9 protein-coding genes are annotated in these 13,920 nt (G+C 70.8%); 4 read left to right on the top strand and 5 right to left on the bottom strand.

The features are described from left to right. Window positions 1-358: 358 nt before the first annotated feature. The gene (locus IT355_18770; GenBank protein ID MCC7055323.1) at window positions 359-2,650 is read left to right on the top strand and encodes a DUF2723 domain-containing protein; all 2,292 of its coding nucleotides are present in this window, start codon (window positions 359-361) and stop codon (window positions 2,648-2,650) included. Window positions 2,651-2,736: 86 nt separating this feature from the next. Here IT355_18770 and IT355_18765 read toward each other — a convergent pair whose 3' ends face one another. Next, complete coding sequence (locus tag IT355_18765) at window positions 2,737-3,306, bottom strand: Uma2 family endonuclease (protein MCC7055322.1); 570 nt, start codon at window positions 3,304-3,306, stop codon at window positions 2,737-2,739. A 163-nt stretch (window positions 3,307-3,469) separates the two neighbouring features. Between IT355_18765 and IT355_18760 the strand changes: the two genes are divergently transcribed. Further along, window positions 3,470-4,882, top strand: coding sequence for an MFS transporter (locus tag IT355_18760; GenBank protein ID MCC7055321.1), 1,413 nt, complete (start codon window positions 3,470-3,472; stop codon window positions 4,880-4,882). A 24-nt stretch (window positions 4,883-4,906) separates the two neighbouring features. On the opposite strand, the gene IT355_18755 is transcribed toward IT355_18760, so the two are convergent. Both IT355_18755 and IT355_18750 read right to left on the bottom strand, forming a co-directional pair. Beyond that, window positions 4,907-5,467, bottom strand: coding sequence for a Uma2 family endonuclease (locus tag IT355_18755; GenBank protein MCC7055320.1), 561 nt, complete (start codon window positions 5,465-5,467; stop codon window positions 4,907-4,909). 217 nt (window positions 5,468-5,684) lie between these two features. Further along, entirely contained in the window at window positions 5,685-6,368 is a 684-nt protein-coding gene (locus tag IT355_18750; protein ID MCC7055319.1) for a hypothetical protein, read from the bottom strand. A gap of 280 nt (window positions 6,369-6,648) precedes the next feature. Here IT355_18750 and IT355_18745 point away from each other — a divergent pair, with 280 nt between their 5' ends. Together IT355_18745 and IT355_18740 are read left to right on the top strand one after the other, a co-directional pair. Beyond that, the gene (locus IT355_18745) at window positions 6,649-9,261 is read left to right on the top strand and encodes a hypothetical protein (protein MCC7055318.1); all 2,613 of its coding nucleotides are present in this window, start codon (window positions 6,649-6,651) and stop codon (window positions 9,259-9,261) included. A gap of 167 nt (window positions 9,262-9,428) precedes the next feature. Then, window positions 9,429-10,031: a sigma-70 family RNA polymerase sigma factor gene (locus IT355_18740; GenBank protein MCC7055317.1), complete on the top strand. Its 603-nt coding sequence runs from the start codon at window positions 9,429-9,431 to the stop codon at window positions 10,029-10,031. Window positions 10,032-10,094: 63 nt separating this feature from the next. Here IT355_18740 and IT355_18735 read toward each other — a convergent pair whose 3' ends face one another. Then, entirely contained in the window at window positions 10,095-11,759 is a 1,665-nt protein-coding gene (locus IT355_18735; protein ID MCC7055316.1) for a protein kinase, read from the bottom strand. Continuing rightward, on the bottom strand, window positions 11,756-13,912 hold the full coding sequence (locus tag IT355_18730) for a protein kinase (protein MCC7055315.1): 2,157 nt from the start codon (window positions 13,910-13,912) through the stop codon (window positions 11,756-11,758). The genes IT355_18735 and IT355_18730 overlap by 4 nt, the downstream gene beginning before the upstream one ends. Between the last annotated feature and the right edge of the window lie 8 nt (window positions 13,913-13,920).

Genomic DNA, 13,920 nt, shown 5'->3' with positions numbered 1-13,920 from the left:
TACGCAAAGAGGTCGCTGGGTCTGGCCACCATCAGTGCCGTTCGAGGATCACACACTGAGGGGAACTGCAACTGCCACAAGCAGTTACCAGGAAGGCTTCCATTCGAATGTGAGCGGAGGCCGCAGCGTTCGTCGATCCCCTTTGCGTCCTTCGCGCCCTCTGCGCCTTTGCGTCATGCAGTTGCTGTTCGGCTGAGCGCGCACGGGCAAGAGCGAGAGGCACTAGCCCCGACGGTGGGGGTAGAGCGATTTTTACGGGTTAATCCCCGCACCATCCGTCCTTGACCAGCTCCTGATGGCCACCTCAGTGCCCCCGATGCCGCCGGCTGCGCGTCCGACGCCCGGCCCGACGTCCGTCGTGCATACCGACCTCGACTACCGGCCGTCGTATCTCGCGGCGGGACTCGCGACGCTCGCCGTGTTCGTGCTCTACCTCATCACGCTGGCGCCGAGTACGGCGATGTGGGATGCGAGCGAGTACATCGCGGCGGCGTATGTGCTGGGGCTGCCGCACCCGCCGGGCAACCCGTTTTTCATCCTGATCGGCAACGTCTTCGCCCACCTGCCGCTGCCCGGGGTGAGTGTGGCGGTGAAGCTGAACATGCTGGCGGCGCTCTCGAGCGCGGTGGCGGCGGGGTCGTGGTTCCTGATCACGGAGCGGGTGCTGGTGAGCTGGCTGCCGGCGAAGTGGATGCGGATGGCCGGGGCGAGCGTGGCCACGCTGATCGGCGCCACCGCCTTCACGGTGTGGAACCAGAGCGTGGTGAACGAGAAGGTGTACACCGTGTCGCTGGCGATCTTCGCGATCGTGGCCTGGCTCACGGTGCTCTGGTGCGACGAGCCGGAAGGGCGGCGTGCCGACAAGCTGCTGATCCTGATCGCCTTCCTGCTCGGCCTGGGCTACGCGAACCACCCGGCCGGCATGCTGCCCGGGCCGGCGGTGGGGCTCGCGGTGCTGTTCCGCGCCCCGAAGACATTGCTCAACTGGAAGCTGCTGCTGGCCTGCATCGCGGCGGTGATCCTTGGCCTGTCGCCGTTCGCCACGCAGCCCATCCGCGCGGCGCACTTCCCCGCCATCAACGAAGGCGAGCCGACGGCGTGCAGCACCGAGATCGGCATGAGCTGCACCTTCAGCGCCGTCACCTGGGACCGATTCAAGTACAACTTCGACCGCGGCCAGTACGGCAAGCCCAAGCTCACCGAGCGCCAGGCCCCGTTCACCGCGCAGGTCGGCATGTGGTGGCTGTACTTCAAGTGGCAGTGGCTGCGTGATGCCCACAACGAGAACACCGGCCTGCAGAACGCGCTGGCGGTGGTGTTCCTGGGGCTGGGCCTGATCGGCGGCTACGTGCACTACAAACGGGACCAACGGAGTTTCCTGTTCTTCGGGCCGCTGATCGGCACGCTCACCGTCGGGCTGATCATCTACCTGAACTTCAAGTACGGCTATTCGCAGGACCCCGACCTCGGGGACAGCGTCGCGCGCGAGGTGCGCGACCGCGATTACTTCTACCTGTGGAGCTTCAGCGCCTGGAGCGTGTGGGCGGGGCTCGGGCTGATCTTCCTCTGGGAAACGGTGGCCGGCTTCATGGGCACGGAGACGATCGAGCTCGGGAAGCAGCGGTTCTCGTCGCCGAAGCCGCGGGCGTGGATGATGAGCGCCCCGGTGCTCGGGCTGGCGCTGATCCCGATGGTGACCAACTGGACGCAGGCCAGCCGTGCCGGCCAGCGCGACACGCGTGACTTCGCCTACGACCTGCTGAACAGCGTGGAGCCGTACGGCGTGCTGATCACCGTCGGCGACAACGACACCTTCCCGCTCTGGTATGCGCAGGAGGTGGAGGGGATCCGCAAGGACGTGCTGGTGGCGAACACGAGCCTGATGAACACGGACTGGTACACGCGGCAGATGATCCGTCGGCCGATCTACGAGTACGACGCAGCGGCGGGCCCGGCGATCTACCGTGGTGGCACCTGGAAGAAGCCCACCACCAAGCCGCTCAGCCTGACGCTCGCGCAGGCCGACAGCGTGCCGCTGTACGTGCCGCTCGACTCAGCGATGGTGTTCACGCACCAGAGCATCCAGGCCGTGATCGACCCCAAGAACCTTGCGCAGGGCGTGCTGGAGCGGGCCGACATCCTGACGCTCTACATGATCCGCGACAACTGGAACTCGCGCCCGATCTACTTCTCGCGCACCAGCGGCAACTACGGCAACTCGCTGGGGCTGGGCCAGTACCTGCTGACGCAGGGGCTGGCGCGCCGGCTGCTGCCGACGCCGCCGGGAGTGAGTGCGGACACGATCGCGATCCCGGGTGAGGGTTTCGTGGACGTGAAGCGCAGCCTGGCGCTGTGGAACACGGTGTTCGTGGGCCAGAAGAGCATCATCAGCCGCGGCGACTGGGTGGACAAGCCGTCGGCCGGCATCCCGGCGCTGTACGTGAGCGCGGGGGTGGTGCTGGCGGATGCACTGCGGGCCACGGGGCGCGAGGCCGACGCGAAGAGCATCGTCGAGACGGCGAAAAACATCGCGGTGGCGAGCCGCACGATCAACTGGTTCGGTGGCGAGGCGGCGATCCTCGGGGTGCCGCCGGCGGAGAGTGCGCCCGGGCCGACGGCGTTGCCGCTGGGGACGCCGGCGAAGCCGTAGGATTCGCGGTGCCACGTGGTGTGCGACCGCCCGCCGGCAGAGTGATGCCGGCGGGCGGTTCGTGCGCTCGGGGCACTCGGCCCGCACTACGCGCGCGCTCGCCCGGTCCGCACCTGATCGAAGAACGACGCGAGGGGGATGTGCAGCGGTGACGCCGCGAATGCCGGCGACCAGGTGAGCACCTCGCGCACGATGCGCGGCACCGCTGACGCAGCGGTCCAGACCTCGACGAGTTCGGCGTCGATGTCGACGATCCAGTACTTGCCGACACCTTCGGCGAGGTAAAGATCGCGCTTCACAGCGCGGTCACGAGACGCGGTGCCTTCCGAGAGCACCTCGACCGCGAGCGACACGCTGCGCATCCGCACCCAGCGTGCCCCGCCTTCGTGATCGAGTTCACGCGGCGCGACGACGACGTCCGGCTCGACCTGGGTGTTGAACGCGGCACGGACGGCGAGCGGTGATGCCAGCGCTTCGTGTCCCGACGGCGCGACGTACGGCAGCAGGCGCTCGAGCAGCGCCACGACGGCGCGCTGGTGGAAGCGCGACGGGGCCGGCATCACGAACACGTCGCCCCGGATGATCTCGTACCGCCTGCCGTCGTCGGGCATGTGAAAGAGATCGTCCGCCGTTCGCGGCGACGTGGGCAGCGGCATGGCCATAGGCTACGCTCGTGACGAAGGGGGCGGCAAGACACCATGCCGCGACGATGGAGTGGCCAGCCCCACGATAGCGACCCAGACGCGTGCACGCGTCACTGAAATCGTGCACCGCTCAGGACCGCCCTGCGGAGGCCGCCGATCCCGTTACGTTACGACCATGCCCGCCGCCGACCAGCTCACCGCCGACGCGGACGTTCCCGCGCCGTCCGCCGCCGACGCCGCCGCCCGAAAGCGCATCCTCACGGTGCTCTTCACGGGCGTCTTCATGGCCGCCATGGACGCCGCCATCATCGCCCCCGCCATCCCCGCCCTCCGCGCCGCGTTCGGCGTGGACAACCGGCAGATCGGCCTCGTCACCATCGTCTTCAGCCTCTGCTCCCTGACGGCCACGGCCCTCATGGCGAACCTCAGCGACAGGTTCGGACGGCGCGCGATTTACCTGCTCGACATCGCCCTCTTCGCCGCCGGCTCCCTGCTCATCGCACGCTCCACCGCGTTCGGCACCGTCCTCCTCGGACGCGCCATCCAGGGCCTGGGCGCCGGCGGCATCACCCCGACCGCCAGCGCCGTCGTGGGCGACATGTTCCCCCCCGCCCAGCGTGGCAGGATCCTCGGCCTCATCGGCGCCACCTTCGGCATGGCGTTCCTCATCGGCCCGGTGCTGGCCTCGGTGCTCCTCGTCGCCGCCACCTGGCAGTGGATCTTCCTGATCAACCTGCCCATCGCCGCCATCGTCTTCGCGATGAGCGCCCGCGCCCTCCCCTCCCGCACCGACGCACGCCCACTGCCGGCCTTCGACTACGCCGGCATGACCACGCTGGCCGTGCTGCTCACGAGCCTGGTCCTGGGCATCAACCGCGCAGCCGACCAGGCCACGGGCCTCACCCTCTGGCCAGCCCTGCTCGCCATCGCGGCACTCGGCATTCCCCTCCTGGTCTACCTCGAGAAGCGCGCCGAACAACCGATCGTGCCGATGGCACTTTTCATGAAGTCCCAGCTCCGCACCACCTGGATCCTCTGCATCGGCGCCGGGTTCGGCATGGGCAGCGTGATCTTCATCACCTCCGTCGCCGTCGCCGCCTTCGACACGGAACCGAAGAAGGCCGGCCTCATGCTCCTCCCCCTCGTCCTCTGCTCGGCGGTGGCCTCGGCAGGATTCGGACGGGTGCTCAACCGGCTCGGCGCACGCACGGTCATGCTCTCAGGATTCGGCGCGCTCGCACTCGGCTCGGGCCTGATCGGACTCGGCGCCGCACACTTCTGGCTCTTCATGCTCGCCAGCATCTTCATCGGCACCGGCGTGGGCATCGTCGTGGGCGGCACACTCCGCACCGTCGTGCTGGACGAGGTCGGGGCCGAACAGCGCAGCGCCGCGCAGGCGCTCGTGAACATCATGATCGCCATCGGGAACCTGCTGGTCGTCGCCACCCTCAGCGCACTGGCCGACCACGCCGGCGGCGGATTGGCCGGACTGAGCGTGGCCTACCTCGCCGCCACCGGCGTGCTGCTCGCCATGATGGCCCTCAGCACGCAACTCCACCCGAAACCCGGCACCGCCCCCGCAGCCTGAGCGGCCGAACCACAGGACACCAGGTCAGTCCTCGTCGTGCACCTTCCGGAAGAGGGCGACGAGGTCGATGACGAGAGGATCACGCGCCGGAACGGCATGCCAGGTGACGCACTCCCGCTCGACCCGGGCCTGAACCGCCCCCGGCGTCCAGACCTCGATCACGCGTGACTCCGTGTCCACGATCCAGTACTCCGGAACCTCCTGCGCCTGATAGAGCTGCCGCTTCCTCACCCGGTCGAGCAAGGCCGTCGAGGGCGACAGCACCTCCACGCACAACAGCACCTTCGCCATCGGCTCCCATCGCTCGGCATCGCGACCCTCGAACCGATGGGGGAGCACGAACAGGTCCGGCTCGACCTGCGTGTCGAACGCGGCACGCACGTCGGCCGGCGCGTACATGAGCTCCAGCCCGAGCGCCTCCGAATACAGATCCAGGGCGCGTGTGAGCAGTCGCGACGCGCGCTGATGGCGGCGCGACGGCGGCGGGCTCACGTACAGCACGCCCTCGATGATCTCGTACCGCTGCCCATCGTCGGGCATGTCGTCGAGATCGTCGGCCGTGCGAGGGACCTTCGGAAGTGCCACGCCCATCGGTGCGCCTCCAGGAGCACGTCGCGGAAGGAGTTCATGCGACGACAGTGCGCTACGCCGGCACAACATAGCCAGCCGGAATCCGGCGAGCGTCATCATTCCTCTGCACACGGGACTGCACCCGCCAGCGTGGAGCGGCCATCTGGAGAAAGGCGGCGCGGAACGAGTGTTCCGCGCCGCCACCAGTGCATCGTGCCTGCCCGCCGTCCGATCAGTGCCCGACGAGCTGCACCGCGTCCACGACCTTGTAGCCCCGCTGCACGTTGTTGGCGATCGTGAGCTTCACCGCCTTCACCTGGTAGGGCGTCTTCTCGAACGTCCGGACGAACCAGGTGCGCTGGCCGCGCCGGTCGGCCTTGTCCTCGCTCACGCCGGACCACACGGCGTGCCAGGCCCCATCGATGGCCTGCAGCTCCACCTTGCTCACCGCCTCGACACCCTCGCCATTCTCGAACACCACCCGCACGGCGGTGGCGTTCACCGGCCGCGCGAACGTGGCTTCCAGCCAGTCCATGCCAAGGTCCTGGTGGTTGTTGGTCCAGGACTTCTCGTCCACCGGACCGGCCGCGTTGGCGGGCAGGTTGCTCGATGCCGGCTCCTTGCCGTCGTCATCACCGAACGTGGAGCTGGCGGTGGCGGCAGCGGCCCACTGCGCACCGGCATCGTTCATGTAGCGGTCTTCCATGGCGGCGTAGTCCAGCAACGCCTGCTTCTTCGCCGTCTCCCGCTGCTCGTCGGTGGAGTCTGCCGGGCTGGCCGGTGCGGCGCTGGCGGCCGACGCGGCTGGCGGCGCGGCATCGGCGGCGGCGGCGGCGGGTGCGGCATCCTGGGCCTTCTTCCCGCAGGCGGTGAGCAGTGCGATGGTGACGGCCGTGATGGCGAGGCTGGGCTTCATGTACGCGATGATCCTGGGTGACGGAGGAGGAGGGTGAGGCGCCACGAGTCGTGGCGCCACGGGACGGACTCCCTCGGGACAGACGGGCGCCGGATCCGCATGTTAATGGGGGCAGGGACCGTGCCCGTGCGGCCTCCAACCCGTCCGGCCGGCGGCGCGTAAGTTGGCAGCTGGACGTCGTCGCCCGAATCCGTCACCCTGCCCCACCCTCCCGATGCCCCGAAGCGCTTCGATACTCCCGCGGCCCCGTCACCGGGCCGTCCGGCTGACCCTTGGCCCCATGCTCGCGCTGGCGGCACTGGTCGTGTCACCGATGCCCCTGACGGCACAACACGGCTTCACCGAGGCCGGCGGCACACCCGCACGCACCTACGATCCGCGCGTGCCCACGCCGCGCGCGATCCTCGGCTACGACAACGGTGACCGCTTCACGCCGCAGCGCGCGATGCTGCGCTACATCGAGCGGATCGCCGCCACGTCGCGGCGGGTGAAGGTGGACACCGTCTCGCGCACGTTCGAGGGCCGGGAGATGCTCGTCATCACGGTGACGAGCGAGGCGAACATGGGGCGGCTGGCCGAGATCCAGCGGGATGCGCGGCGGATCGCCGATCCGCGCGGTGCCGCTCCCGGCGACGTCGAGGCCGCGATCAAGCGCACGCCCGCGATCGTCTGGCTGGCGCATTCGGTGCACGGCGGCGAGGCGTCGGGGGCCGAGGCCGGGCTGGCACTGCTGTACCAGCTGGCCGCCGGCTCTGATGCCGAGACGCTGATGGCGCTGGACAGCACCGTGGTGCTGATCGATCCCAACGAGAACCCCGACGGGCGCGAGCGCTTCACGCACGACCTGGAGCGGATGACGAGCAGTGCCGGCATCGCCAGCGATCCGCAGGCGCTGAACAACGCCGGCACCTGGCCGGGCCCGCGCACCTCGCACTACTACTTCGACCTGAACCGCGACTGGTTCACGCAGTCCCACCCCGAGTCGAAGGGCCGGGTGCGGACCTTCCTGCAGTGGATGCCGCAGGTGGCCATCGACCTGCACGAGCAGGGCTCGAGCGCCACGTTCTACTTCGCACCGCCGCGCGAGCCGGACAACGCGAACAACCCGAAGCACCTGCCGAAGTGGTTCGACATCTTCGCGGCAGCCCACGGGGCGGCGTTCGACACGCACGGCTGGTCGTACTTCCGCCGTGAGGGCTACGACTCGTTCTACCCCGGCTACGGCGAAGGGTGGCCGATGCTGACGGGGAGCATCGGCATGCTCTTCGAAAGTGCCTCGAGCGCGGGTGGCGCCGTGATGCGCAACGACGGCACGCTGCGCACGTTGCGGCAGGCAGCGTGGGAGCACTACACGGCCGAGTGGACCACCGTGCGGACGTCCGCGCGCCGGCGCACGGAACTGCTGCGCGACTACGCGCAGTCGCGCCAGGAGGCCATCACGAGCCACGCCCGCGAGGCGGGCCGCGGGGTGGTGTTCGTGCGCGACGACCAGGGCCGCGCCGACTCGCTGGCGATGTCGCTGCGCGCGAACGGCATCGACGTGGGGCGGCTGGGTGCCGATGCTGACCTGGCCGGTGCGACGCCGTACGGCAGCACCACCGCCGCCGTCACCACGCGCGTGCGGGCCGGCGCCTACGTGGTGGACTACGCGCAGCCGCAGGGCCACCTGGCGAAGGCGCTGCTCGAGCCCGATGCCGCACTGGACTCCGCGTTCCTGAAGTTCGAGCTCGAGCTGCGCCGCACCGGCAGCCGCAACCGCTTCTACGACGTCACCGCCTGGTCGCTGCCGATGGCGTGGCGCGTGCAGGCGTACACGGTCCGCACCATCCCCGCCGGTCTCACGCCCGTCACGGACCTGCCGCGCGCTGCAGCGGTGGCCCTGCCGGCAGCACAGTATGCGTACGCCTTCGAGCCCGGCAGCGAGTCGTCGATCCGCCTGCTCGCGTCGCTGCTGCGCGAGTCGATCCGCGTGTGGCACGCACCGATGCCGTTCACGTCCGGTGGCGCGAAGTTCCCGCACGGTGCATTCGTGGTGCGGGTGGCGCAGAACGACGCCACCGTGCACGCCCGTGTGTCGGCGCTGGCGCTGGCCGCGGGTGCGCAGGTGCACGCCATCGGCTCGGCCGGTGTGAGTGACGGCACGGACCTGGGCAGCAACTCCGTCGTGCCGGTGCGTGCGCCACGCGTGGCCGTGCTGGGCGGCGCACCGGTGAGTGGCACGCCATTCGGCTTCATCTGGTACGCGCTCGACCAGCGCCTGGGCTATCCGTCCACGTTCATCGACGCGTCGTACCTGGCCGGTGGTGACCTGAGCCGCTACTCGGTGCTGATCGTGCCATCCGTCCAGGGCGGCGCGCTGGACCGCGTGCTGGGAGACGGCGGCAAGGCGCGCCTGGCCGAGTGGGTGCGCAGCGGTGGTGTGCTGATCACGACCGAGGCGGCCACCGTGTGGGCGGCGCAGCCCAACTTCCTGCTGCGCCTGCGCGTGCGGCGCGACTCCGCACGCGCCGATTCCGCTGGCGGCGCCCCGCTGCCCGGTGGCCTGCCGGGCGTGCTCGCGCGGGCCACCATCGACACCCTCTCGCCATTGCTCGCAGGCGTGAAGACGCGCGAGATCCCGGTGTTCGCCAACGGTGACCGCGTCTTCACCGTGCCGAAGGACCTGGCGGCGGGTGAGGCCGTGATCCGGTTCGCGCCGGCGGCGCGGGTGCGGCTCTCCGGCTACTTCTGGCCCGAGTCGGCGGACCGGATCGGGCTCACGCCGTACCTGTGGACCGAGCGTGTGGGGCGTGGGCGCGTGATCGCTTTCGCGCACGATCCCGTCTACCGGGACATGTTCCGCGGTCAGCTCCCCATCTTCGCCAACGCGATCTTCCTCGGCTCGACCTTCTGATTCGCGGCGGGTGACCGTCAGGTGCGCAGGCCTGTGTCACGGCGTGCGCGCCTTGGCGGCCGGATATTGCGGAGGACGCTGCAGCATGGCAGACTGAGCCACGACCGGTGGCGCTGCGACACGGCAGCCCGTCCGCGAATCTCGGAACCTGACGGGGGGCCTCGCACGTGGTCGACGGCAATGCGGAGGCGGGTGGGGCGAGCGAGGTGACCCGGTTGCTCGCCGAGCTGGGTTCGGGCACGAGTGACGCCACCGAGCGACTCGCCTCGCTCGTGTACGAGGAGCTCCATGTGATCGCCGTGGCCGCCATGCGTCGCGAGGTGGACGGCCACACGTGGCAACCGACGGAGCTGGTGCACGAGGCGTACGACCGGCTCGTCGGCGGCCAGCGCGCGAGCTGGCAGAACCGGCATCACTTCTTCGGCATCGCGGCCCAGGTGATGCGCCGGCTGCTGGTGGACCATGCCCGTGCGCGACGCCAGCTGAAGCGTGACGGCGGCCAGCAGGTCACGCTCTCGCATGCGGTGGCAGAGGCCACGCCGGGTGACGTGGACATCCTCGCGCTCAACGATGCGTTGGACCGGCTTGCTGCGCTGGAGCCGCGGCAGGCCCGCGTCGTGGAGTTGCGCTACTTCGCCGGGCTGAGCATCGAGGAGACGGCCGAGTCGCTCGACGTGTCGATCGTGACCGTGAAGCGCGACTGGGCCGTGGCGCGAGCCTTCCTGCGGCGCGCGCTGCAGGATGAGCCGGACACCACGGCACCAGGCTGACCCTCCCGCGTGGTGCGCGCGGTCCACTGCGCGCACCATTGATCCACGCCTCGGCACTGGCGGTCAGCGCACCCCGCCGTCGCGCTCCACGCTGCATCCCGATGTGTGCCAGCCCTCGCCATCGCGGCTGGCGCTGGCGACGAGCATGGCGGTGCCCGACTTGTTCCCGCCGAACGCGGTGCGCCACGAGAGGCGGACCGACACGCGTGCCGTCACGCGATCGGGGGACTGGTCCACGTCGGCCGCGCCTGCCGATGCGGCGGTGATGCGGCCATCCCGGATCGCGGTGCGCAGGCCGTCGCTCGCGCCGCGCAGGAGGCGTGCCGCATCACCGGCGTCGTTTCCCTCGATGGCCGCGACACAGCGGTGCGCCGCGTCGCGGGCGCGGCGGGCGCCGGCATCCGCGCCGTCGTCCGCGGCCACGCGTGGGCGTGCGGCGGGGGGCGGCGCATCGGCCGGCGGTGTCGCACGCGTGGTTCGCGGTGCGGCTGGCGGCGTGGCAGCGGGTGGAGTCGTCGCGCTGCGGACGGGTTTCGCGGTGCGGGTCGGTGGGGGTGTCGCCGCGGGTCGCACCGGCGCGTCGGTTTCCACCGGCGCCGGACCGGTGCCGGTGCCCACTCCGACACTGCTGCCAACCGTCGATGGCGGCAGTCCAGCCGCCATCGCGACCGGTGTGGCCGAGGCGATGGGTGCGGCAGCAATCACGGCGCCGGGCGTCACCGGGAGCGCGCTCGCCGTATCCACGAGCACGATGTCACGCATCGCGGGGGCGGGCTTCGGGCGCATAGCAGCGGCACCGAATCCCGCGACGATCAGCAGGCAGGCGCCGATCGCATAGATGCGCCAGTCGCGCGGTGCGCGCGCCGCCACGGTGGCGGCCACGGCACGCACCGGCTCCACGGTGAACGCGGCTGCCCCCTGCTCCGCGGCGTCGAGTGCCGCCATGAAGCCGCTGGCCGACTCGTAGCGCTGTGCCGGCCGCTTGGCCATCGCCCGCGCCACCACGGCGTCAACGCTGCGCGGCACGGAGCGCTGCACGCTGCTCGGTGCCGGCGGAGGCTCGTGCAGCTGCTGCATCATGAGGGCGTAGTCGCTGTCGGCCTGGAACGCGACGCGACCGGTGAGCAGCTCGAACAGCAGCGCACCGGCCGCGTAGAGATCGGTGCGGCCGTCCACGTCCTCGCCGCGCAACTGCTCCGGGGCCATGTACGACGGCGTGCCGACGGCCACGCCCGCACGCGTCTGGCGGTTCTCGCCGATCAGGCGCGCGATGCCGAAGTCCATGACCTTCACGGTGCCGTCGGCATCGATCATGACGTTGGCGGGCTTGATGTCGCGGTGCACCACCCCGCGGGCGTGTGCGTGCCCCAGCGCCGCCAGCACGCCGCGCAGCACCGGGCGGGCCTCATCCCAGGCCATGGCGCCGGCGCGATGCAGGCGGGCCTCGAGCGTCTCACCGCTCACGTATTCCATCACCATCACCAGCTCGTCGCCCTGCCGGTCCAGACCGTACAGTGCCGCGATGTTCTCGTGGCGGAGTCGCGCGAGCGCCACCGCCTCGGCACGGAACCGGTCCACCAGCGCAGCCTGCCGCGCCAGCTCCGGCCGCAGCACCTTCAGCGCCACGTCGCGATCGAGCATGGTGTCCACGGCGCGGTAGACGGTGCCCATGCCCCCTTCACCCAGCCGCGACGTGACGCGGTAGTTGCCGAACTCGGTGCCGATCATGCCGTGACCCCGGTGGGCGCGCTGGCACCGGCCGGCGTGCCGCCGACGTGCACGTCGACGATGCAGACCGACACGTTGTCGGGGGCGCCCCGGCCGCGCGCGAAGGCGACCAGCGCCTCGCACGCCGCGTCGGGCGACGCGAGCGACAGTGCGGGCAGGAACTCGTCGTCGTCCGCGAGGTCATGCAGCCCGTCGGAGGAGAGCAGGAACCGGTCCCCGTCGCGGAGCGCCAGCGGTGCGGCCCAGGTGGTGGCGCTGACGTGTTCCGCCGGGCCGAGCGCGCGCAGGATCACGTTCTTGTCCGGGTGGTGGCGCGCCTCCTGGTCCGCGATGGTGCCGTCGCGCACCAGGGCACGCACGTGCGAGTGATCCTCCGTCAGCCGATAGATGCCGCCATCGCGCAGCAGGTACGCGCGGCTGTCGCCCACGTGGGCGCAGAGCGCGGCCTGCCCGTGCAGCCGCAGCACGACGCAGGTGGTGCCCATGCCGGCCAGGGCACTGTCACGCCGGATCGCCTGCCGGATCTGCGCATTGGCGACGTCGATGGCGGCGACGAGGGCGGCGCCGGTGTCGAGCGTGCCGGCGGCGCGCTCGATGGCGCGCACGGCGAGGTCGGCCGCCACCTCGCCGGCCGCGTGCCCGCCCATGCCGTCGCAGAGCGCGGCAACCAGCGCGCCGTCGGCGAGCGAGACGATGCGCACCGCATCCTCGTTCCCCGTGCGCACACATCCCACGTCGGACCGGGATGCTGCCGTGAAGTGGAGTGCCGGTGGTGCGAGTGTCCGCTCGCCGGTGACCGGGACGGCGATGGTGGCGGCGGCGCTGCGCGGCGCGGCGAGTGGCGGCCGGCGGCGGCGCCACCAGCCGAGGAGGCCGAGGAAGGCGGGCGCAACGGGCGCGGTCGGGTCACGCTGCAGCACGAGGGTGTACTCCCGTTGGTTGTCGCTGACGATGAAGGTGACCACCTCGTCGTGGAAGCCGCCGCGCCGCAGGGTGAGCGTGACGCTGGTGCCGACGGGGGCATAGTGTTCGTACGGGGTGCTGCCGACGCGCCGGTCATCGATGAAGACCTCCGCGCGCCCTTCCACGACGCTGATGCGCGTGAGCAGTGCGCCGGGCGGGCGTCGCATCGAGTCGGACGCGAGCACCAGCGACCCGTGCCGGGCGCTGTCCGGTGGCAGCGGGGCGGACGGTCCGCCGTCGCCACCCGGGCGCGCCGCCAGCACGGCGACGCCGGTGACCACCGGCACGGCGATCGTGAGCAGGAGCGCGACGGGTCGGCTGGTGATCGTTCCCGGCAACCGCCGCGACAGCGGCCCCGCCGCGCGGGGCTGGCCGTGCAGTGTGCGCAGGGCGGCGCGGAGGTCCTCCGCCGACTGGAAGCGGCGCGTGCGGTCCCGCTCCAGGCACCGCGCCACCAGCGCATCCACCGCGACGGGCAGTGATGGGACGCGCTGGCTTGGCACCACCCGCGGCCCATGCATGATGGCACTGGCGAGGGCGGCGACGGTGGCACCGGTGAACGGTGGCTCGCCCGTGACCATCTCGTGGAACAGCACGCCGAGCGCCCAGAGATCGGCGCGGGCGTCGACCGGCAGTCCCTCGAACTGTTCCGGCGCGATGGCATGCGGCGAGCCGATGATCATGCCGGTGCGCGTCAGCCGCGGATCGCCGTCGGCGCGCGCGATGCCGAAGTCGAGCAGGACCGGCGTTCGGTCGGGGCGGAGCTTCACGTTCGATGGCTTGATGTCACGGTGGAGCACGCCGCGACGGTGCAGGTAGCCGACGGCGTCGGTGATGCGGGCGAGCAGCGTGATCGCGGCATCGAGCGGCAGGGGGCCGCGTCGGAGTTCGTCCTCGAGCGTGGGCCCGTCGACGAACTCCATCACGATGCACGGCGAGCCGTCGTCCTCGATGAAGTCGTAGAGCTGTGCGATCTGCGGGTGGTTCAGCGTGGCGTGGAGCCGGGCCTCGTTGCGGAAGCGCTCCAGCGGCACGCCGTCGCAGGCGGCATCGGAGAGGCGCTTGATCGCCACGTCGCGACCGAGCACCCGGTGCTGCGCACGCCAGACCATGCCCATGCCACCGGCGCCGAGGAAGCCGGTGATGCGGTACGGGCCGATGGTGGCCCGGGCGGGGGAACCGGTGGCCATGGGATGGC

Source organism: Gemmatimonadaceae bacterium, from assembly GCA_020851035.1.
Lineage (GTDB): Bacteria > Gemmatimonadota > Gemmatimonadetes > Gemmatimonadales > Gemmatimonadaceae > JACMLX01.
The sequence above is the reverse complement of the archived record's forward strand: the minus strand, read 5'-3'. Positions and strand labels throughout refer to the sequence as shown.